Below are 21,441 nucleotides of genomic sequence, written 5' to 3' on the forward strand. Positions count from 1 at the left end.
CTGCGATGCCCCGATGAACCGCGTTCCCCTGCTGCTGATGATACTGGTCACCCTGCTGGCCGCCGCCGGCTGGCTCTTCTCGAAAGAGGCGATCCGCGAATTGCCCACCGCCGCCTTTATCGGCAGCCGCTTCCTGCTGGCCGCCCTGCTGCTCTTGCCGCTCGCCTGGTTGCGGGAGCCGCCGCCCAGCCGCTCGCAGCTGCTGCGGGCCGCCGGGTGCGGCACCCTGCTCGGGGCCAGCCTGCTGTTCTGGGTCACCGCCATCAGCCAGAGCGATGCGCTCGGCAGCGGCGCCTTCATCATGAGCGTGGCCACCCTGATGGCGCCGCTCGCCGCCTGGGCTGCCTTCAAGGCCAGACCCGGCCGCCACTACTGGCTGACCCTGCCGCTCGCCGTCGCCGGCCTGCTGCTGCTCTCCAGCAGCACCCACTGGGGCGTGTCGCTCTCCCTGTTCTGGTTTCTGGCGGCGGCCGCTACCCTGGGGGTCCAGCTCGCGGTGCACCGTCACTTCGCCCAGTCCATCCCCCCTACCTGGCTCACCTGCATCCAGCTGGCGGTGACCGGGCTGCTCGGCACCCTGCTCTCCCTGCTGACCGAGCAGTGGCCCGCCGACATCAGCCACGGCATCTGGGGCTGGTTTGCCGCCAGCGTCCTGATCGCCACTACCTTACGCTACTGGCTGTTGACCCACGCCCTGAGTGGGATGACTACGGCCCACGCCGCCCTGCTGATGCTGCTCGAACCTGTTTGGACCCTGATCCTCAGCACCCTCTTCTATGACGAGCCGCTGGGCGGCGCCAAGCTGGCCGGCGTGGGCCTGGTGCTCGGCGCCCTGGTGCTCTACCAGCTTCCCCTGCTGCTGCGAAGCCGCAAGTTGAAGTCACCGGTCTAGCCTGAACGGGCGACAAACCTAAGTGGTTCGGAAAAACGAGAGGGTCTGCATGGCAGGCCCTCTCTGCTGCGAAGGCCAGGCTGTCTTCGCCTAGGGTTGCCATCAGCCAGGGCGCTGTTCTCGGTGGGAAGCGGACATAAAAAAGCCCCCGCATGGCGGGGGCTGTGCATCGAGGAGGGGATCACTCGATGTTCTGGATCTGTTCGCGCATCTGCTCGATGAGCACCTTCAACTCGACGGCGGACTGGGTCACCTCGGCGTTGATGGACTTGGAACCCAGGGTGTTCGACTCGCGGTTGAACTCCTGCATCATGAAGTCCAGACGACGGCCGCAGGCGCCCCCCTTCTTCATGATCTTGGTGGTCTCGCCGATGTGCATCTCCAGGCGATCCAGCTCCTCGGCCACGTCGATCTTTTGGGCCAGCAGCACGATCTCCTGCTCTATGCGGGCCGGATCCAGCTCCACCTTGGCTTCGGCCAGCCGGTCGGTGAGCTTCTGGCGCTGCCACTCGATGATCTGTGGCAGGTGCTCGCGCACCTTCTTCACTTCCACCTGGATACCGGCCAGACGCTGCTCGATCAGCGCCTTGAGGTTGGCCCCTTCGCTGGCGCGGGAGGCGAGGAAGTCATCCATGGTCAGGTCGAAACCGGCCATCAGCTCGGTGGCGACCACGTCCATGTCCTGCTCTGCGGCAGCCATGACGCCCGGCCAGCGCAGCACGTCCACCGGGTTGAGCTGGCCCTGACCCGCTTCCTTCATCACCCAGTTGGCGCTCTCGATGATGAGTCTGGCCAGCTCTTCATTGATGTGGAGCTGGCTGGCGGCAGCCTGGGCGGCCTCGAAACGCAGGTTGCACTCCACCTTGCCCCGCTGCAGCTTGGCGCGGAAGCGCTCACGCAGCACCGGCTCCAGGCTGCGCAGTTGTTCCGGCAGGCGAATGTAGGTCTCCAGATAGCGCTGGTTGACCGAACGAATTTCCCAAACGGCTGTGCCCCAGTCGCCCTTGAGTTCCTTGCGGGCGTAGGCGGTCATGCTGTGAATCATTGATTGTTCCGGGCTTGATGAAGTGTGCGGCCAGTATACTCAGCCAGGCCTGCCCCGTCAGCCGACGGCATGGTTTTAGCGGCTGATATTTGAGTAGCAATGGCTTATACTCCTGCGCCAATTCAGCCAGCCCAGAGGTCAGTCCCATGTCCCGTCCCAGCGATCGCAGCGCCGCCCAGGTGCGCCCGGTAACCATCACCCGCCACTTCACCAAACACGCGGAAGGCTCGGTGCTGGTGGAATTCGGCCACACCCGCGTGCTGTGCACCGCCAGCGTCGACACCAGCGTGCCGCGCTTCCTGAAAGGCAAGGGGCAGGGCTGGGTCACCGCCGAGTACGGCATGCTGCCGCGCTCCACCCACTCCCGGATGAACCGTGAAGCCGCTTCCGGCAAGCAGAGTGGCCGCACCCTGGAGATCTCCCGCCTGATCGCCCGCTCCCTGCGCGCCGCCGTGGATCTGACCGCGCTCGGTGAGCACACCATCACCGTTGACTGCGACGTGCTGCAGGCCGATGGCGGCACCCGTACCGCGGCCATCACAGGGGCCTGCGTCGCCCTGGTGGATGCCCTGAACTGGATGCTGGAGAAGGGTCTGATCAAACAGAGCCCGCTCAAGCAGATGATCGCCGCCGTCTCCGTCGGCATGTTCCAGGGCGAAGCCATCTGCGATCTGGAGTACGTGGAAGACTCCGCCGCCGAGACCGACATGAACGTGGTGATGACCGAAGACGGTCGCATCATCGAGGTGCAGGGCACCGCGGAGGCCGAGCCCTTCACCCACGAGGAGCTGCTGGCGATGCTGGCACTCGCCAAGGGCGGCATCATGGACATCATCGCGCTGCAGAAGCAGTCGCTCTCCTGATTTTAAAAACGCGGCATTGACCGCGTTTTTTTATACCCCCACACAAGACAACGACAAGCCAAGCAAGGAGCCAGAATGAAAGCCTACCAGCGTCAATTTATCGAGTTCGCCCTGGAGAAACAGGTCCTCAAATTCGGTGAATTCACCCTGAAATCCGGCCGCAAGAGCCCCTACTTCTTCAACGCCGGCCTGTTCAACAGCGGTCGCGATCTGGCCCGCCTCGGCCGCTTCTACGCCGCCGCCTTGATGGATGCCGGCATCGAGTTCGACGTGCTGTTTGGCCCGGCCTACAAGGGGATCCCCATCGCCTCCGCCACCGCAGTGCAGCTGGTGGAACAGCACGACGTGGACGTGCCCTGGTGCTTCAACCGCAAGGAGGCCAAGGATCACGGCGAGGGCGGCAACCTGGTGGGCAGCCCGCTCAAGGGGCGCATCATGCTGGTGGACGACGTCATCACCGCCGGCACCGCGATCCGTGAATCCATGGATCTGATCCAGGCCAACGGCGCTTCCCTGGCCGGCGTGCTGATCGCGCTGGACCGCCAGGAGAAGGGCAAGGGCGAGCTCTCCGCCATCCAGGAGGTGGAGCGTGACTACGGCGCCCACATCATCGCCATCATCCAGATGAGCGATCTCATCGCTTATCTGGAAGAGAAGCAGGCCGAGCAGCCGGAGCTGGCGACACAACTGGCGGCCATGAAGGCCTATCGCACCCAGTACGGCATCTGATAGAGCCATATCCTGAAAAATGGCGCCACCCTTGCCGGGGTGGCGCCATTTTTCATGGCCAAAAAAAGTAACGATCGTGGCTTGAGCTTACCCTTACAGTAAAGGTTAAGGTTTGTTCATCGGCACTCTATTGGCCGACCAGTTCCGGGGAGGAACACCATGACCACACATATTCAACTGCCGCTGACCGGCATGAGCTGCGCCAACTGCGCCAGCCGTATTTCTGCTGCCCTGAACAAGCTGGAGGGCGTGCAGGCAACCGTCAACTTCGCGCTGGAGCAGGCGGCCATCGACCTGACCGATGGCGACCGCCTGCCCGAGGTGCTGGAGAGCATCAAGGCCCAGGGCTACGACTATGGCCAGGAGACACTCACCTTCCAGATCGGCGGCATGACCTGTGCCGGCTGTGCCGCCCGCCTCAACAAGATGCTGACCGCGCTGCCCGGCGTCATCTCCGCCGACGTCAATTTCTCACTCGAACAGGCCCGTCTCGTGCTGGTGCCGGGGATGCAGACCCCCGCCGCCCTGCGCACCCGGATCGAGGAGATAGGCTTTGACGCCCAGCTGGCGCAGGGCTCGGCGAGCGGCCGTCGTCAGCAGCTGCTGGAGCGGGAGGCGCAGGAGTCTGCCGCCGCCCACCAGGCGCTGATCCAGGTCTGTATCTCGGCGTTGCTGACCCTGCCGCTGCTGGTGGGCATGCTCTCCATGGCCGGCCTGCTGCACTGGCATCTGCCCGCCTGGCTGGAGCTGGTGCTCGCCACCCCGGTGCAGTTCTGGATCGGGGCCCGCTTCTATCGCGGTGCCTGGCTCGCCCTCAAGAACCGCTCCGCCAACATGGATGTGCTGGTGGCGACCGGTACCAGCGCCGCCTATTTCTACAGCCTCTATCTGTTGCTCACCCTGGGGGCGGCCGCCAGCGGCAAGCTCTACTTCGAGGCGAGCGCCATCATCATCACCCTCATCTCCCTCGGGAAGCTGCTGGAGGCGCGCGCCAGGCGCAGCACCCAGTCCGCCATTCGCGAGCTGATGGCCCTGCGCCCCGAGACGGCCACCGTCTGGCGCGGGGGGGAGTGGCAGAGCGTCGGCATCGACGAGGTGCTGCGCGGCGATCGGCTGCGGGTGCTGGTGGGGGAGCGGGTGCCGGTGGACGGCAAGATAACGAGCGGCGAGAGCGAACTGGATGAATCCATCCTCACCGGTGAGAGCCTGCCGGTGCCGCGCAGCCTGGGGGATGCCGTGCTGGGGGGCGCCATCAACCGCTCCGGCGTGCTGGAGATCGAGGCCACGACCGTGGGGGAGGACTCCAGCCTCAGCAAGATCATCGCCCTGGTGGAGAGCGCCCAGATGGGCAAGGCCCCGCTGCAACAGCTGGTGGACAGGGTCTCTGCCGTGTTCGTACCCGTGGTGATGGCCATCGCCCTGTTCACCCTGCTGGCGTGGTATGCCTATAGTGGTGACTTCGGCCAGGCGCTGCTGGCGGCCGTCGCCGTGCTGGTGATCGCCTGTCCCTGTGCCCTCGGGCTGGCGACGCCGGCGGCCATTGTCACCGGCACCGGGGTGGCGGCCCGCCACGGCATCCTGATAAAAGACGTCGATACCCTGCAGAAGGCCCACGCCATCAAGGCGCTCATCTTCGACAAGACCGGCACGCTCACCCAGGGGCGGCCTGTGCTGGCGAGCTGGAGCGGCAGCGACGAGCAGCTGCGCCTCGCCGCCGCCTTGCAACAGGCGAGCGAGCACCCGCTGGCGCTGGCCATGCGGGAGGCTGTCGGTAAAGATGCCGCGCTGCCCCAGCCGGAGGCGGTAGAGGTGCGAGTGGGCGCCGGCATACTCGGCCAGGTGGCGGGCCATGGGGTTGCCATCGGCAACAGTGCCTTGCTGGCCCAGCTCGGCATCGAAGCGCCCGCGCAGGATGAACAACCCGCCGACGGCGCGACCCGGGTCTGGGTGGCCATCGACGGCGTGGTCGCCGGCCTCGCTGCCCTGGCCGATACCCTGAGGCCGGAGAGCCCCGAGGCCATCGCCACCCTGCGCCGGCGCGGCATCGCGAGCTGGCTGGTGAGCGGTGATGCGCCAGCGCCGGTGGCCCATATCGCCGCCAAGCTGGGGCTGGACGGAGCCTTCGACTCCGTGCTGCCTGCCGGCAAGGTGGACAAGGTCGCGGCGCTGCGGGCGCAGACCTCCGGGCTGGTGGCCATGGTGGGGGACGGTGTGAACGACGCCCCGGCGCTGGCCGCGGCGGACGTGGGGATCGCCATGGGCTCGGGGTCCGACGTGGCGATGGAGACCGCCGCCATCACGCTCATGCGATCTGATCCGCGGCTGGTGGCCGATGCCATCGACATCTCGGCGGCAACCTGGCGGACCATACAGCAGAACCTGTTCTGGGCCTTCGCGTTCAATGTGATCGGCATTCCGCTGGCGGCCCTGGGCTATCTCAGCCCCGAACTGGCGGGGGCGGCCATGGCCCTGAGCAGCATCACCGTACTGAGCAATTCCCTGTTACTGAAGCGCTGGCAACCCGGAGCGGGCAGCCGGCGCCCATCCGAATCGAAGAGGAGTCATCCATGAACATCAGCAAGGTTGCCAAGGCCACCGGCCTGACCGCCAAGACCATCCGCTATTACGAGAGCATCGGGCTCATCACGGCGCCGGTGCGCAGTGACAACGGCTACCGCAGCTACAGCGACGGTGCCCTGCGGGAACTGCGCTTCGTCAAGCGGGCGCGGGAGACCGGCTTCAACCTGGAGGAGTGTCAGGAGCTGCTGGCGCTCTACCGGGACGAGCACAGAACCAGCGCCCAGGTGAAGAAGCTGGCCCAGGAGAAGATCGTCGATCTGCGGGCCCGCATCGCGGGGCTGCAGGCCATGCTCGGTGCCCTGGAGGAGGTGGTGAGTTGCTGCCATGGGGACACGAGCCCCGAGTGCCCCATCCTCGACGAGCTGGAGAAGGGGTGATCGGAGAGCCCCGGCTGCTGGCGCCGCACCCTGAGGGGCGTGGCGCTCACCAGGCGGGAGAGGCGCTGAGCGGCTTCTTAATAGCGGTCGATTGATTGTTGAGCAGGAAAGGGGAGTGTTAGACTGGGCGGCTATTGTACAGGGAGCCCCCAGTTGACCCAGAGTGTGAAACATCAGGTTCGGCGGGCCATCATGGTCCAGCTCTATACCCACGCCTCTTTCAGCCTGCCTTGTCTGGCGCTGCTGGCGCTTGGCTGGAGCCTGCTGTTCCACGACTACCTGCCCGCCGGGGAGGCATTTGGCTGGCTCGGCCTGGTGCTGCTGTTGCTGCTGGGGCGCGGGTGGCACCTGCGCTGGCGTCGGCCCGGATTGGCGCAGCTCCCGCTGCCGGTGCTGGAGCGAGAACTCTTTGTCGGGGTGACCATCACCTCCATCATCTGGGCCCTCGGCGTGCTGCTTTATATGGGCAAGCTGCCGGACACCTACCGCGCTGCCATGATGATGCTCTCCAGCCTGATCCTCACCGGCAGCGCCATCATGCTGTTCGGCAGTCGCCGCTCCCTCTACGGCGCCGTGTTGCCGCTGGGGCTCGCCATGTTGTTCGAACTGGGTGGCGGCAACGAGCAGGAGCGGATCGTCTCCTGCATGCTGGCGGGCTATCTGTTCGTGTTTCTGCCCACCCTGCTGCGACGCCTGCGGCGGGATCAGGTGGCCTCCCTCTACCACAGCTTCTCCAACGCCGAGCTGGTGGCGGAGCTCAAGGCGGTTTCGGAGCACCTCAAGCTCACCTCCCGCCTCGATGGCCTGACCGGCATCGCCAACCGGGCTCACCTCGATGACAGCCTGGCGCGGGCCTGGCGCCGTTGCCACCGGGCCCGGGCGCCCCTCTCCCTGGTGCTGGTGGACGTCGACTACTTCAAGCAGTTCAACGATCACTATGGCCACCAGCTGGGGGACCAATGCCTGCAACAGGTGGCGAGCCTGCTGGCCGGGGTGCTGCGCCGGGAGGATGATCTGGCCGCCCGTTACGGGGGGGAGGAGTTCGCCCTGTTGCTGCCCTGCACCACCATGCAGGGAGCCATACAGATCGCCGAACAGGTGCGCACGGCCCTGAGCGCCCTCGGCATTCCCCACCACAAGTCCCGTGTCTCGGGTCGGGTCAGTTGCAGCTTCGGGGTGGCGACTCTGGTGCCGGATTCGCACCACTCCATCGCCGATCTCGTCCAAAAAGCGGATGCGGCCCTCTACCAGGCCAAGCATAATGGCCGGGATCGTATCGAAGTAGCCTTGATGGGTAAGGTTGCCTGAGTTTCACAAGACAGATTGAAAGAGGTCGTCTATGCAATGTCATCGTATCGAAGAGCTGCTCGAACTGCTGCAGCCCGCCTGGATCAAGGAACAGGATCTCAGCCTGGTGCAGTTTGTCGCCAAGCTGGCCGAGGAGGCCGGATTTGAAGGCCCCCTGTCCGAGCTGACCGACGACATGCTGATCTATCACCTCAAGATGCGGGAATCCGACAAGCAGGCGATGATCCCAGGGTTGGCCAAGGATCATGTGCCCGACTTCAAGGAGGCCCTGCTCAAGGCCCGCGGCATCAAGTAAGCCGGTCTCCCTGCCCCGGGGAGAGAAAGGTTTCAAGAGAATCTGCAAAGAGGCGCATAGTCAACTGGCTATGGGCCTTTTTTGTTACCTGAAACTGCGACGGCACTCGAACTATAGATACATTTAACCCACACAATTAGCAGGTTGTTTAAGATATAATCGGCTTCATAACAATGTGAGTGGAGCAAGGTATTGCAATGTCGGACCAGGACAAGATCGATATCAAGGATGTGACCGGTGACGTCACCGGGACCTTCAATCCCAACACCTTCAAGGCGGGTGACGACAGGTTCAACCCCGGCAAGCGTATCTACGTCAGGTCCCAGACCGGCTACTGGCAGCGAGTGCGCAAGGCCATGGGCTGGTTCTTCGTCGTGCTCTTCGTCGCCTTGCCCTGGCTGCGCTACGATGGCCGCCAGGCGGTGCTGTTCGATCTGGAGCACCAGCAATTCCACATCTTCGGTGCCACCATCTGGCCGCAGGACCTCACCCTGCTGGCCTGGGTCTTCATGATCGCCGCCTTCGCCCTCTTCTTCGTGACCACCTTCCTCGGCCGGGTCTGGTGTGGCTACCTCTGCCCGCAGACGGTGTGGACCTTCATGTTCATCTGGTTCGAAGAGAAGCTGGAAGGGGCTGCCAACAAGCGGCGCAAGCTGGATGCGGCGCCCTGGAGCGGCGAGAAACTGGCCCGCAAGGGGACCAAGCACCTGGCCTGGATCCTGCTGTCGCTGGGCACCGGCCTCACCTTCGTCGCCTACTTCCAGGATGTGTTCCAGCTGGTGCCCGAGTTCTTCACCCTGCAGGCGGGTGGCTGGGTCATCTTCTGGGTGCTGTTCTTCGCCGCCTGTACCTACGGCAACGCCGGCTGGATGCGGGCCATCATGTGCATTCACATGTGCCCCTATGCCCGCTTCCAGTCCGCCATGTTCGACAAGGACACCTACATCGTCGGTTATGACAGCAAGCGCGGCGAGACCCGTGGCGCCCGTGGCCGCAAGGCCGATCCCAAGGCCCTGGGGCTGGGGGACTGCATCGACTGCGATCTCTGCGTGCAGGTCTGCCCGACCGGCATCGACATTCGCGACGGCCTGCAGTACGAGTGCATCAACTGTGGCGCCTGCGTCGATGCCTGCGATCAGACCATGGATCGGATGGGCTATCCGAGGGGGCTCATCAGCTACACCACCGAGCACAAGCTGGCCCACAGCGAGACCCAGGTCGCGCGGCCCAAACTGATCGGCTATGGCCTGGTGATGCTCGTCATGCTGGGGGTCTTCGTCTACAACGCCATGTCCATCATGCCCATGGGGCTCGACATACTGCGGGATCGCAACCAGCTGTTCAGGGAGAACAGTGAAGGGCTCATCGAGAACACCTACACCCTCAAGATCCTCAACAAGACCCTGCAGTCCCAGACCTATCGGCTGGACGTGGAGGGGCTGCCCGAGTTCCAGTGGTTCGGGCCGCGGGAAGTGACTCTCAAACCAGGGGAAATTTTCACCCTGCCGGTGAGCCTGGCGGTGGATCCCTTCAACCTGAAGCGGCCGACCCTGGACGTCCAGTTCGTGCTCAAGCGGGAAGGGGCGGCACCGGACGACAGCAAGGGTACCCTGCGTCAGCCGAGCAAATTTATCAGCAGGCTGTGACGGGATGGCCAAAGGGCACCCTGCTCGGACCGGCAACTTTATCGGCAGGTTGTGACGGTTTACGGGAGGGCGGGTCGTCCATCCCGGGCCGGATCGGATAGAATGGGGCGCAACAGCGCCCCTTTCCTATGGTGGATGACATGCGTTTCAACTATTCCGACCTCAATCCCGACCTCATCATGGATGCCATCGATCTCAGCGGCCTGCGCATCGATTCCGGCCTCATCGAGCTCAACAGCTACGAGAACCGGGTCTACCAGTTTCAGGACGAGGATCGTCGCCGCTACGTGGTGAAGTTCTATCGCCCCGGTCGCTGGAGCCGGGCCCAGATCCTGGAGGAGCACGAGTTCGCCGCCCGCCTGGGGGAGACGGAGATCCCGGTCGCCGTTCCCCTCAGCTTCGCCGGAGAGACCCTGCTGGAGCATCAGGGCTACCCCTTCGCCATCTGGCAGAGCGTCGGCGGCCGCCAGTTCGAGGTGGACAACCTGGATCAGCTGGAGTGGGTCGGGCGCTATCTCGGCCGCATCCACAGGGTCGGGGCCAGCCATGGGTTCCATCACCGCGTCCCCCTGGACGTGGAGACCATGCTGCACGAGCCGCGTCAGCTGTTGGCGTCCGGCGAGTGGCTGCCAAGCGGCCTGGCCAAGCAGTTCTTCGGCGTGCTCGACGAACTGATCCGGCACGTGTGCGACGCCATGATCCTGGACGTGGCGTGGATCTCCCTGCACGGGGACTGCCACCCCGGCAACATCCTGTGGCGTGACGGTCCCCTGTTCGTCGATCTCGACGACTGTCGCACTGGCCCGGCCATCCAGGATCTCTGGATGCTGCTGAGCGGGGAGCGCCACGAACAGCAGCTCCAGCTCGATACCCTGCTGGCAGGTTACGAGGAGTTCATGGAGTTCGATTCGCGGGAGCTGGCGCTCATCGAGCCACTGCGGGCCATGCGCATCGTCCACTACATGGCCTGGCTGGCCAGACGCTGGGAGGATCCCGCCTTCCCCCGCCACTTCCCCTGGTTCAACACCGAACACTACTGGCGCCAGCAGATCGCCACCCTGCACGACCAGCTGGCGGCGCTGAAGGCCCCTCCCTTGAGCCTCATGCCCCAGTGGTGAGGGAGGTCGCCGGGGGAGGCATGCCAGCCTCCCCCGGCTGCCTTTGCCATTGACGGCACGAGGGGGACACAATAGGCTTGGACTGCTTCGGTTCGCCGGGCGTGCCTCACAGTGATCCCTTAACAGGAAACGTCATGAAAAAAATCCTATTTTTCCTCGCCGCCATGCTGATGATCCCCATGGTTCACGCCGCCCCGCAATTCAAGGAAGGCGTCAACTATGACGTGGTCACCCAGACCGGCAGCGCCCAGCCTGAAGTGATGGAGTTCTTCTCCTACTTCTGCCCGCACTGCGCCAAGTTCGAGCCGATCGCCGAAGAGCTGAAGAAGAGCCTGCCGGAAGGCGTACCCATGAAGAAGAACCCGGTGGCCTTCCTGGGCCGTGAGATGGGGCCCGAGATGCAGCGTGCCTACGCTGTCGCCAACCTGCTGAACGTCGAAGGCAAGCTGACCCCGGCCATCTTCGACAAGATCCACACCCAGCGCCAGATCCCCCAGAGCCGTGGTGACGTGAAGCAGATCTTCGTGGACAACGGCGTGCCGGCCGAGGAGTTCGACGGTGCTGTCGACAGCTTCGCCGTCTCCGGCATGGTCTCCCAGTTCGACCGCAACACCGAGAGCTACAACGTGCGCGGCGTGCCGGCCTTCCTGGTGAACGGCAAGTACATGGTGAAAATCGAATCCATCACCTCCCAGGAACAGTTCAACCAGCTGGTGCAATTCCTGCTGGCGAAGAAAGACTGATTCAGACTGACCTCGTGAAAAAAGCCCGCCGGTGCAAACCGGCGGGCTTTTTGTTTATCAGGGCCATGCAAGGCGGGGCTCAGATCTGGCAGTCCCGCTGGCTGGGGGCCGGGCGCGGCAAACGGGTGCGGCGGCTGAGGGCCTCCGCCAGCCAGACCAGCAGCAGGATGGCCAGCAGCAGGGTGGCGGTCTGATCGTAGCGGAACAGGCTGAGTGAGACATAGAGCTGCTGTCCCAGGCCGCCGGCGCCAACCACGCCGAGTATGGTGGCGGCCCTCAGGTTCATCTCGCCGCGATAGAGGCTGTAGGCCAGCCACTGGCGCGCCACCAGGGGGAACACCCCGTACCAGAAGCAGGCCGTAGGGCCGGCCCCGCTCAGCTGCAAGGCGAGGCGAGGGGCGGGATCCGCGTTCTCCAGGGTCTCCACGAACAACCGCGCCAGCACCCCGGTGGTGTGCAGGGTCAGCGCCAGTATGCCCGCCACCGGCCCCAGTCCGACCGCGATCACCAGCAGGCTGGCGAAGATGAGTTCGGGCACGGAGCGCAGCAGGTTGAACAGCAGCCGCAGCGGCCAGCAGTGGCGCGCGAGGCAGGCCAGCGGCAGGGCCAGCAGGGCGCTGAATAGGGTGCTTAGCAGCGCCATCTGCACCGTATCGAGCAGGCCCATAGCCACTGTCTTGAGGAAGGGCCATGACCAGTCCGGTCGCAAAAACTCCCCCACGAAGGAACCCAGCCCGCTCAGGGATAAGCTCAGCATGCGCCAGTCGAGCTGATACAGCGCGAGGACGGCGGCCAGCCCCAGGCAGATCAGCAACAGCAGGCCGGGGGAGCGGCTGTGGCGCAACCAGGCGCTGAGGCCATCCGCCAGGGTCACCAGCAGGATAAAGGCCAGCAGCAGGGTCACCACCTCGCCACCGGCAAACATGCGCAGGGAGAGTTCGAGCTGCTGGCCGAGCCCGCCGGCGCCGACGAAACCCATGATGACGGAGGCGCGCAGGGCGCACTCCCAGCGGTAGACGGTGTAGGAGAGCAGTTCCTGACGCACCGCAGGCAGCACGCCGTACCAGAGCGCCTGCAGCCGGCCGCTACCGCCCAGCAGCAGGGCGCGTGCCGGTTGCAGGGCACCGCTCTCCATGATCTCGTTGTAGACCTTGGCCAGCATGCCGCCGTAGCTGACGGCGATGGCCAGGATGGCGGCGAGCGGCCCGAGCCCCGACAGACGCACGAACAGCAGCGCCCAGATGAGCTCGGGCAGGCTGCGCAGCACGATGGCGACGAGGCGCGAGAGGGCCCGAAAGGCGCCGCGCAGCGGGCTGGGCACCGGCCCCAGTTCGGCCAGCGACAGGGCGCGGGAGCCGAGCAGGGCGAACGGCACACCGAGCAGCAGGGCGCCCGCCAGTCCCAGGGTCGCGACCGCCAGACTCTCCAGGGTCGCGGTCAGGGTCAGGACGAGGAAGCCCCGATCCATGCGGGGCGGCCAGCTGGTGGCGAGGAAGTTGCCCATCTGCCGCCAGCTCTGGCCGTCGAACAGGCCGAGCCAGCCGTCGGCCTGTTGCCACAGGCTGTAGCCGATGAGCAGCAGCAACCAGGGCAGGGGATGGCGCCAGCGGCTAGTCAAGTTGAGCACGCCGCCGCCTCGTCATCACCGGCGTAGAGCTCGGCCAGCATGGCCGGGGTGACGGCCGCCGCCGGACAGTCGAACAGCACTCGCCCCTCCCGCAGGCCGATGATGCGGGGGAAACGGCCGAGCGCCAGCTCGACCGCATGCAGGTTGGCGATGAGTGTGCTGCCCCGGGCGCGGGCCTGGGTCAGCAGGGCATCCAGGCTGCTCTGGGCGAGCACGGGATCGAGGGCGGAGACGGGTTCGTCCGCGAGGATCAGATCCGGCTGCTGATAGAGCACCCGTGCGATGCCGACCCGCTGCAACTGGCCACCGGAGAGCTCGCCGCAGCGCTGTTGCCACTTGTCGGCGAGGCCGAGGCGCGCCAGCTCGGCTAGCGCACCTTCGGGGTCGCAGGGGCGCAGCAGGGAGAGTAAGGAACGGCCGAGGGACCACTGACCGAGCCGGCCGGCCAGCACGGCGGTCACCACCTGCTGGGAGGCGGGCAGCGGCGGTTGCTGCCAGACCATGCCGATCCGGCTGCGCAGCCGCTGGCGGTCCCGGGTGGAGAGGGTCCAGGGATCCTGGTCCCAGAGGGTGAGCCTGCCTTCGCCGCGCAGCTCGGTGCCGAGCAGCCGCAGCAGGCTGGTCTTGCCCGCGCCGCTCGGCCCTATGATGGCCACGCACTCGCCTGCCGTTATCTGCAGGTTGAACGGCTGCAGGATGCGGCTCTGGCCGAGCCGCAATCCTTCCCCGTCCAGCGCGACGGTGATCACTTCAGCAGGCCGGCCTGGGTGGCGGCGGCTTCGATGCCCAGGTAATTCTCGGGCTTGGTCTCGATGAAGCGGGTAGCGCGTTGCAGCTTGAGGATCTCGGCCTGGGCGGGCACCGCCGGATCCAGGCTGAGGAAGGCCTGCTTGATCTTCTCTTGCAGGGCCGGATCCATATCACCACGCACTGTCCAGTTGTAGTCAAAGTAGGTCGGGGTGGTCCAGATCACCTTGACCTTGGTGGTGTCGACCTTGCCTTCTTCCACCAGTTTCTCCCACACGGAGGCGTTGAGCGCACCGGCCGGCACCTTGCCGGAGGCGACCCAGGCGACGGTGGCGTCGTGGGCGCCGGAGAAGGCGACGTGGGCGAAGTCACGCTCCGGGTTGATGCCCTGCTCGGCCAGGAAGTGGCGTGGCATCAGGTGGCCGGAGGTGGAGGAGGGGGAGCCAAACGCGAAGTCCTTACCCTTGGTGTCGGCCAGGGTCTTGATGCCGCTGTCGGCATTGGCGATGAACTTGGAGGTGAACTGGGCATCTTCCTGGCGCTGTACCAGGGGTACCACCTTGTCGGCGCGGCGGTGGGCCTGCACATAGGTGAAGCCCCCGAGCCAGGCCATGTCCAGCTTGCCGGCGGCCAGCGCCTCGACCACGGCAGCGTAGTCGTTGACCGGCACGAACACTACCTCGCGGCCGGTCTTCTCGGCCAGGTAGTCACCCAGGGGGGCAAACTTGCGTTGCAGCTCGGTGGGGGCTTCGTCCGGGATGGCGGAGACCCGCAGCGGCTCGGCGGCGACGGCGCTCAGGCTGGCGAGCAGGGTGGTGAGGGCGAATATCCATCTGGAGGTCATGGGTGGTTCCTTGTGGTCTGGCGTTCGAACAAGCGAAAGGTCCGACGGGGGGCCGGACCTTTCAGGTGAGTCATGGTAGGGGGCCATCGGCGCAGTGCGCAAGATGGGGCACTCAAAAAGGCGTCTTATACCCCGACGTGGAAGGCCTGTTTGAGGTTGCGGATGAAGTCCGCGTCCCGGCACAGGGTCTTGCCCGGGCTGTCGGAGATCTTGGCGACCGGGCCGCCATTGCACTCCATCAGCTTGAAGACGATGTTCATCGGGGTGACCCCGGGCAGATCGCAGGTGAGCTTGGTGCCGATGCCGAAGCTGGTGTTGATGCGACCGCGGAAGTGGCGGAACAGCCGTACTGCCTTGTCGAGGTCGAGGCCGTCGGAGAAGACCAGGGTCTTGGTGGCGGGATCGATGCCGAGGCGCTGGTAGTGGCTGATGGCCTTCTCGCCCCAGACCACGGGGTCACCGGAGTCGTGGCGCAGCCCCTGGTAGCGGCTCGCCAGCTCGAAGTCGAAGTCACGCAGGAAGGCATCCATGGTGATGCAGTCGGTCAGTGCGATGCCGAGATGGTTGGTGAACTCGTCCAGCCAGCTGGTGAGGGCCGCGCGCTGACTGAGTTCCAGCGGGAAGCCGAGTTGCTGGTGAGCCTGGAACCACTCGTGGGCCTGGGTGCCCACCGCCGGCAGCCGGTATTTCTGGGCCAGCTGGTAGTTGCTGGTGCCGCGAAACGCCGGCAGCCGCTCCTGGAGGCGGTCCACCACGGCATCCTGCACCGCGTGGGAGAAGCGGCGACGGGTGCCGAAGTCGATGAGGTTGAACTCGGTCATCTCCTCCGGGCTCAGCTCCCGTTCCAGCTTGTCGATCTTCTGGTCGAGCCGTTCCAGCGCCTGGCTGACGCCGAACTGGGGGTAGCGGAAGCGGTTGCGCATCTCGCTGATGATGGCGAGCACCGGGATCTCCCACAGGATGACGTCCTGCCAGGGCCCTTCGACCCGCACATTGATGCGGCCATCCTGCTCGAACACCTTGAGCAGGGAGGCATCCAGCGGCTTGCGGCGCAGGTGGTCGAGGTAGTCGGCGGTGAAGAAGGGGCGCTCGGCCAGAAAATCGAGCTCGGGTCGGGTCAGCCGCAGGGAGCCGGCGAGGCGCAGCTGCTCCTCGATCTCGCCCATCATGGGCAGCAGATCCTCTTCGTTGCGGCTGTGGAATTCGGCCACCACCTCGGCATCCGGGTAGCGATGGAACACCGCCTGCTGCATATGCAGCTTGTAGGCATCGGTGTCGAGCAGGCTGTTGAGGATCGGGGGCATATCAGGCGTCCAGCAGGCGTTGTACATCGGCCAGGGTCTGGGCCAGCTCGGCGCCGGCCTCGATCATCTGGGCACGGGCCTGGGCGATCGTCTCGGGGGCGATGCCGCGGCAGGCATCGAGGTGGACGATGACCCGGAAGCCGGCGCGGAGCAGTTGCAGCACGCTGGTCTTGACGCAGTAGTCGGTGGCGAGGCCGCCGACCAGCACTGTGCTGACGCCGCGGGCCTGCAGGAACTCGACGAGCCCGGTGCTGCGACGCTCGGCCAGGTCGTGGTAGCAGGCGCCATAGGGGTGCAGATCCGGCTCGACCCCCTTCCAGACGAAGAAGTCGTAGTCGATGGGGGCGGGCAGGCCGTCGAGCAGCTCGAAGCCAGGGGTGCCCGGCACGCAATGGGCCGGCCAGGTGAGGTCGGCGTTGGGCAGCGTCAGCGGTTGCAGCATGGCGGCCGGCTCGCTCACGACCCAGGCAGCGTTCGCGGGGTGGGCGTCCTTGCTGCCGACTCGCAGGGTGGCGAGGGCGGCCTGGGCGTTGAGTGCCGCCACTATGTCATCCCCGCCTGCGACGGGCAGCTCGTTCGGACAGAGCGGAGTAAACCCCTTCTGCGCATCAATATCCAGGCTGGCGATGGTTCCCATGGGTGACTCCTGCACATAATATTCTTGTGATATTATCTACCAAACATTATTAGAAGGCGAGCAGGTCGACCAGGATGCCGAGAATGAGTCTGGATATGGTGGTGCTGCGGTTGCGCGAGGAGCGGCTCGAACTGCTCCTCGAAACCCGGGATCGCCCCCCCTTTGCCCACTGCTGGCAGCTGCCGGCCCTGCGCATCGACGAGACCCGGGATCGGGATCTGGATGCCGCTCGCCACCGCCTGCTGGCGCAATGGGGGCTGGCGCAGTGCTACAGCGAGCAGGTCTGCACCCTCGGCAACCTGGAGCGGGATCCCCGGGGCTGGTCCACCACCCTCGTCTATCTGTGCCTGGCGGAGCCCGAGGCCGGCGCCGTGCGCGGCTGCTGGCACCCCCTGGACGATCTGCCCGGCCTGCAACTCGCCTTCGACCATCCCCAGCTCATCGCCATGGGGCTGGAGCGGCTGCGCATCAAGAGCCGTTACAGCACCTTGCCGCTGCACCTGCTGGGGTCGGAGTTCACCCTCTCCGAGGTGCAGCGCGCCTTCGAGATCATCCTGCAGACCCCCATGAACACGGCTGCGTTTCGCAAGCGGATCCACCGGGCCGACATCCTGACGGACACCGGCCGCAAGCGCACCGGCAAACAGCGGCCCGCCATCCTCTACCGGCTGGAGAACCCCTGCTGCGTGATGTTCGACCAGGTGATGAATGGAGCGGAAGCATGATGGATGTCTGCGTGCCCAAGGTGCTGGTGAGCGCGTGTTTGCTGGGTCAGCCAGTGCGTTACGACGGCCGCAGCAAGGGCATCGTCAGCGACTGGCTGAGGGAGCTCGGTGCCGAGGGGCGGGTGCTGGCCTTCTGTCCCGAGGTGGCGGGGGGGCTGCCTACCCCGCGACCGCCTGCCGAGCGGCAGGGTGAGTCTGTGGTCACCGAAAGTGGGCTGGATGTGACGACCGAGTTCGATCGCGGCGCCGCCCTGGCGCTGGCGCTCTGCCAGCAGCAGGGCATTCGCTTCGCCCTGCTGAAAGAGGGGAGCCCCTCCTGCGGCAGCGGCCGTATCTACAACGGCCGCTTCGAAGGGGTCTCGGTGGCGGGAGAGGGCAAGACCACCGCCCTGCTGCGCCGCCACGGCATCGCCGTGTTCAGCGAGGATCAGCTGCCCGAACTGGCGTCGGCGCTCTCCTTGGCGGTCAATGGGACGGGTGCCTGAACCCGCTGCCAGCCTTCCAGTACCTCGTCCTTCTCCTGCCAGCGCTGGTTCAGCCACTCCTGGAAGCCGCGCTTGAACTGCTTGTCGTTGAAGTAATCCCCCACCAGTTGCTCGTCCACCGGCAGCTCCTCGATCCGCACCTGGATGCGCTTCATCCGCCCCATCAGGAAGTCCTTGAAGGGGGTTTCGGTGTTGTCCGGGTAGCTGATGGTGACGTTGATCAGGCTGTCGAACTGATCGCCCATGGCCGCCAGGGTGAAGGCGAGCCCGGCCGCCTTGGGCGGCATCAGGTGGCGGAAGCGGGAGCGGGAGGCGTCGCGTTTCTGTTCGGTGAAGCGGGTTCCCTCCACGAAGTTGATGACGGTGGTGGGGATGTGGCGAAACTTCTCGCAGGCGTTGCGGGTGGTCTCGATGTCCTTGCCCCGCAGGTGCGGATTGCGCAGCAAGAACTCCCGTGAGTAGCGGCGCATAAAGGGCATGTCCAGCCCCCAGCAGGCGAGCCCCAGCAGCGGGATGTAGATGAGCTCGTGCTTCATGAAGAACTTGGGGACCGGCAGCCGATCGCGGAAGAGATGGCCCAGCACGACGATGTCGGTCCAGCTCAGGTGGTTGCTGATGATGAGATACCAGCCATCCTTGCGCAGCCGGGTGTCGTCCTCAATCTGCCAGTTGATACGGGTAGTGAGGCGGATCACCAGGGCGTTGCAGCCGAGCCACAGGCGCATGAAACGGTTGTTGAGGCGACTGCAGGCACGACCGAAGGCCGGCACGGGGAGCAGCAGCTTGGCCAGGGACACCAGCAGGATCAGGCTGGCGCACAGGGCGGTAAACAGTATGGTCAGGCCGGCGCTGATGAGCAGCACCAGGGGGCCGGGGAGCAGGCTTAGCATGAGTGTCTTACTGCGTCTTGTCCGCCAGTAGCTGGCCCAGGGTCTGGTCTTTCTCGCACCAGATCCCGTTCAGCCACTGCTGAAACTCTTGTTGGAACTCGGGGTCATTGAAGTAATCCCCCACCAGATTGCGTTCGATCGGCAGAAAGCGGACCCGAACCTTGATCTCCCTGACTCGACCGCACATGAAGTCCCAGTAGCTGGGGATGCCACCCGGATAGGCGATGGTCACATCCACCAGTTTGTGCAGCTGATCCCCCATGGCCGCCAGGGTGAAGGCGACGCCACCCGCCCTCGGGTGCAGCAGGTGACGATAGGGGGCGCCCTGTTTGTCGTGCTTGCTGGCGGTGAAGCGGGTGCCCTCGACGAAATTCATCACGCTCACCGGAATGTGGCGGAATTTGGCACAGGCCTTTCGCGTGGTTTCTATGTCTTTTCCCTTCAGATGCGGGTGTTTTTCCAGGAATTTACGGGAATAACGTCGCATGAAGGGGAAGTCGAGCGCCCACCAGGCCAGACCGAGAAAAGGTACCCAAATCAGTTCTTTCTTGAGGAAAAACTTCAGGAAGGGGATTTTTTGATTAAAAATCCGCTGCAGTACCAGTATGTCGACCCAGGATTGATGGTTGGCAATCACCATATACCACTCATTCCGGCGCCCTTTGTCCACTCCGACCACCTCGAAAGGGGTTCTGATGATGGTTTTCTGGATCAGGTTGTTGAAACCAATCCAACAGCCGGCGCAGCCATCCAGCAGCGCGTTGCAGAGGGTGCGCCACCCCTTGATGGGCAGCAGCAGCTTGATGAGGCCAAGCAGCAGGACGGGGGCAAACCAGAACAGGGTGTTGATGAAATAGAGCAGGGTCGAGAGGCTGCCGCGCAGTCGCTCTATCAGCTTGTTGGGCATGGTGGAATCCGTTTTCGTGTCTGTGGATGGCAACCAAGTGGTCAGATCAGTGGCCATAATATCAGCCGAGGCACGACTAGACCATGGAAGGCATCCCCGCTTGAGGGGTTGGCCCCTCGCTCACTGGCCGCTGCGCAGGCGCGAGAGCAGCCGATCCATGGCGCGATAGCCGAGCGCCTCGATCAGATGCTCCCGCTCGATGACGGGTCGTCCGGCGAGGTCGGCGATGGTGCGCGACACCCGCAGGATGCGGTGCCAGGCCCGGATGCTGAGCCCGAGCTTCTGGATCGCATTCTCCAGAAATTCGGCATCCTGCGGCGATAAGCGGCAAATCTCTTCGATTTCACGGCTATCAAGCAGGTTGTTGAGCTTGCCATTGCGGCTCAGCATGCGCTCCCGCGCCCCCAGCACCCGCTCGCGGATCTGACCGCTCGACTCCCCCCGCTCGGCCTTGCCGGTCAGGCTCCCCTTGGGCAGGAGCGGCACCTCCACCGTCAGATCGAATCGGTCGAGGAAGGGGCCGGAGAGCTTGCCGAGGTAGCGCAGCACCTGATCCGGGCTGGAGCGGGTCTGGCCGTCACCGTAGTGGCCGCAGGGGCTGGGATTCATGGCACCGACCAGCTGGAAGCGGGCGGGGAAGTCCACCTGGCGGGCGGCGCGGCTGATGGTGATGTGGCCCGTCTCCAGCGGTTCGCGCAGGGAGTCGAGCACCTTGCGTTCAAACTCCGGCAGCTCGTCGAGAAACAGCACCCCGTTGTGGGCCAGGGAGATCTCGCCGGGCCTCGGGTGGCTGCCGCCGCCCACCAGCGCCACTGCCGAGGCGCTGTGGTGTGGCGTGCGATAGGGCCTGTGGTGCCAGTGACCGGCCCGCGGGGTGAGGCCGCCGATAGAGTGGATGGCGGCGGTCTGTTGCGCCTCCTGTTCGCTGAGCGGCGGCAGAATGCCGGGCAATCGGCTGGCCAGCATGCTCTTGCCGGTACCGGGCGGGCCGATGAACAGCAGGTTGTGGCTGCCGGCGGCGGCGATCTCCAGCGCCCGCTTCGCCTGGGACTGGCCGATCACGTCCTGCAGATCCGGCACGTCGGGCAGGGTTTCCGCGCTCTGGGGATCCGGCAGCGGCAGCTCGTACTGACCCGCCAGCCAGGCGGTAACGGCCAGCAGCTGATGGGCGGTGCGTACCTCGGCGTCCTGGATGAGCGAAGCCTCCGGGCCGTTTTCCCGCGGAACCAGCAGGGTGCGCCCTGCGTCGCGGCAGGCGAGCACGGCGGGCAGCACACCGAGCACGGGGCGGATCTCGCCGGTCAGAGCCAGTTCCCCTAAAAATTCGTGATCGAGAAGGTATTTTGCCGGTATCTGCTTGGAAGCCGCGAGAATGCCGATGGCGATGGCCAGATCGAAACGGCCCCCCTCCTTGGGCAGATCGGCGGGAGCCAGATTGACCGTGATGTGTTTGCTCGGGAACTCGAAGTTGCCGTTGAGCAGGGCGCTGCGCACCCGATCCCGCGACTCCTTCACCGAGGTCTCCGGGAGGCCCACCATGTTGAACGCGGGCAGGCCGTTGGAGAGGTGCACCTCCACCGTGACTTGCGGCGCCGTTATCCCCAGGCTGGCACGGCTATAAACAACAGCTAATGACATAAATCCCGTCCTTGGTTTGATGTATGTGCTGGTTAACCGTT

General features: G+C 65.1%; 21 protein-coding genes. 12 read left to right on the forward strand and 9 right to left on the reverse strand.

All coding sequences use genetic code 11. The features are described 5' to 3' along the window. The first annotated feature begins 13 nt into the window (after positions 1-13). A complete protein-coding gene (locus I6L45_RS07010; protein WP_210549643.1) occupies positions 14-892 on the forward strand; it encodes a DMT family transporter in 879 nt (292 codons plus the stop codon). A 181-nt stretch (positions 893-1,073) separates the two neighbouring features. Here I6L45_RS07010 and I6L45_RS07015 read toward each other — a convergent pair whose 3' ends face one another. Beyond that, on the reverse strand, positions 1,074-1,937 hold the full coding sequence (locus tag I6L45_RS07015) for a YicC/YloC family endoribonuclease (protein ID WP_216983803.1): 864 nt from the start codon (positions 1,935-1,937) through the stop codon (positions 1,074-1,076). A 146-nt stretch (positions 1,938-2,083) separates the two neighbouring features. On the opposite strand from I6L45_RS07015, the gene rph reads away from it, so the two are divergent. From rph to I6L45_RS07060, 9 genes are all read left to right on the forward strand, one after another. Then, a complete protein-coding gene (rph, locus tag I6L45_RS07020) occupies positions 2,084-2,800 on the forward strand; it encodes a ribonuclease PH (RefSeq protein ID WP_043764121.1) in 717 nt (238 codons plus the stop codon). A gap of 75 nt (positions 2,801-2,875) precedes the next feature. After that, the gene (gene pyrE / locus I6L45_RS07025; RefSeq protein WP_216983804.1) at positions 2,876-3,529 is read left to right on the forward strand and encodes an orotate phosphoribosyltransferase; all 654 of its coding nucleotides are present in this window, start codon (positions 2,876-2,878) and stop codon (positions 3,527-3,529) included. Positions 3,530-3,688: 159 nt separating this feature from the next. Then, complete coding sequence (locus I6L45_RS07030; protein WP_216983805.1) at positions 3,689-6,100, forward strand: heavy metal translocating P-type ATPase; 2,412 nt, start codon at positions 3,689-3,691, stop codon at positions 6,098-6,100. Next, positions 6,097-6,486, forward strand: a complete 390-nt coding sequence (gene cueR, locus I6L45_RS07035; protein ID WP_043764118.1) for a Cu(I)-responsive transcriptional regulator — start codon at positions 6,097-6,099, stop codon at positions 6,484-6,486. The genes I6L45_RS07030 and cueR overlap by 4 nt, the downstream gene beginning before the upstream one ends. A gap of 153 nt (positions 6,487-6,639) precedes the next feature. Beyond that, entirely contained in the window at positions 6,640-7,794 is a 1,155-nt protein-coding gene (locus tag I6L45_RS07040) for a diguanylate cyclase (protein ID WP_043764117.1), read from the forward strand. Positions 7,795-7,825: 31 nt separating this feature from the next. Next, on the forward strand, positions 7,826-8,089 hold the full coding sequence (locus tag I6L45_RS07045; RefSeq protein ID WP_005306857.1) for a YihD family protein: 264 nt from the start codon (positions 7,826-7,828) through the stop codon (positions 8,087-8,089). 197 nt (positions 8,090-8,286) lie between these two features. Further along, entirely contained in the window at positions 8,287-9,735 is a 1,449-nt protein-coding gene (gene ccoG, locus I6L45_RS07050; protein ID WP_216983806.1) for a cytochrome c oxidase accessory protein CcoG, read from the forward strand. 128 nt (positions 9,736-9,863) lie between these two features. Beyond that, positions 9,864-10,853, forward strand: a complete 990-nt coding sequence (locus I6L45_RS07055) for a serine/threonine protein kinase (RefSeq protein WP_216983807.1) — start codon at positions 9,864-9,866, stop codon at positions 10,851-10,853. Between the two features lie 134 nt (positions 10,854-10,987). After that, the gene (locus I6L45_RS07060) at positions 10,988-11,596 is read left to right on the forward strand and encodes a thiol:disulfide interchange protein DsbA/DsbL (RefSeq protein WP_216983808.1); all 609 of its coding nucleotides are present in this window, start codon (positions 10,988-10,990) and stop codon (positions 11,594-11,596) included. A gap of 79 nt (positions 11,597-11,675) precedes the next feature. Here the strand turns inward: I6L45_RS07060 and phnE are convergent, their stop codons facing one another. The 5 genes from phnE to I6L45_RS07085 all read right to left on the reverse strand — a co-directional run bounded on the left by phnE (position 11,676) and on the right by I6L45_RS07085 (position 16,755). Next, a complete protein-coding gene (gene phnE, locus I6L45_RS07065) occupies positions 11,676-13,223 on the reverse strand; it encodes a phosphonate ABC transporter, permease protein PhnE (protein WP_216983809.1) in 1,548 nt (515 codons plus the stop codon). Further along, positions 13,211-13,972 (reverse strand): phosphonate ABC transporter ATP-binding protein, encoded by a 762-nt coding sequence (locus tag I6L45_RS07070; protein ID WP_216983810.1) that lies wholly within the window; start codon positions 13,970-13,972, stop codon positions 13,211-13,213. Before I6L45_RS07070 ends, phnE begins: the two co-directional genes overlap by 13 nt. Further along, positions 13,969-14,814, reverse strand: a complete 846-nt coding sequence (locus I6L45_RS07075; protein ID WP_043153390.1) for a putative selenate ABC transporter substrate-binding protein — start codon at positions 14,812-14,814, stop codon at positions 13,969-13,971. Before I6L45_RS07075 ends, I6L45_RS07070 begins: the two co-directional genes overlap by 4 nt. Before the next feature lie 125 nt (positions 14,815-14,939). Continuing rightward, the gene (gene pncB / locus I6L45_RS07080; RefSeq protein ID WP_216983811.1) at positions 14,940-16,118 is read right to left on the reverse strand and encodes a nicotinate phosphoribosyltransferase; all 1,179 of its coding nucleotides are present in this window, start codon (positions 16,116-16,118) and stop codon (positions 14,940-14,942) included. 1 nt (position 16,119) lies between these two features. Then, positions 16,120-16,755, reverse strand: coding sequence for a nicotinamidase (locus I6L45_RS07085; RefSeq protein ID WP_216983812.1), 636 nt, complete (start codon positions 16,753-16,755; stop codon positions 16,120-16,122). A 74-nt stretch (positions 16,756-16,829) separates the two neighbouring features. On the opposite strand from I6L45_RS07085, the gene I6L45_RS07090 reads away from it, so the two are divergent. Both I6L45_RS07090 and I6L45_RS07095 read left to right on the forward strand, forming a co-directional pair. Next, complete coding sequence (locus tag I6L45_RS07090) at positions 16,830-17,480, forward strand: DNA mismatch repair protein MutT (RefSeq protein WP_216983813.1); 651 nt, start codon at positions 16,830-16,832, stop codon at positions 17,478-17,480. Continuing rightward, positions 17,480-17,965, forward strand: a complete 486-nt coding sequence (locus tag I6L45_RS07095; protein WP_167332250.1) for a DUF523 domain-containing protein — start codon at positions 17,480-17,482, stop codon at positions 17,963-17,965. The genes I6L45_RS07090 and I6L45_RS07095 overlap by 1 nt, the downstream gene beginning before the upstream one ends. Here I6L45_RS07095 and I6L45_RS07100 read toward each other — a convergent pair. The 3 genes from I6L45_RS07100 to I6L45_RS07110 form a co-directional block, all read right to left on the reverse strand. Next, positions 17,908-18,855, reverse strand: a complete 948-nt coding sequence (locus tag I6L45_RS07100; protein ID WP_216983814.1) for an acyltransferase — start codon at positions 18,853-18,855, stop codon at positions 17,908-17,910. The two genes, I6L45_RS07095 and I6L45_RS07100, sit on opposite strands and share 58 nt — an antisense overlap. 7 nt (positions 18,856-18,862) lie before the next feature. Continuing rightward, positions 18,863-19,762 carry an acyltransferase gene (locus tag I6L45_RS07105; RefSeq protein ID WP_134694222.1) on the reverse strand — a complete coding sequence of 300 codons (900 nt, stop codon included), beginning with the start codon at positions 19,760-19,762 and terminating at the stop codon, positions 18,863-18,865. Positions 19,763-19,882: 120 nt separating this feature from the next. After that, a complete protein-coding gene (locus I6L45_RS07110) occupies positions 19,883-21,400 on the reverse strand; it encodes a YifB family Mg chelatase-like AAA ATPase (protein WP_216983815.1) in 1,518 nt (505 codons plus the stop codon). Between the last annotated feature and the right edge of the window lie 41 nt (positions 21,401-21,441).

Origin of the sequence: Aeromonas sp. FDAARGOS 1415 (genome assembly GCF_019048365.1) — a bacterium.
GTDB lineage: Bacteria > Pseudomonadota > Gammaproteobacteria > Enterobacterales > Aeromonadaceae > Aeromonas > Aeromonas taiwanensis.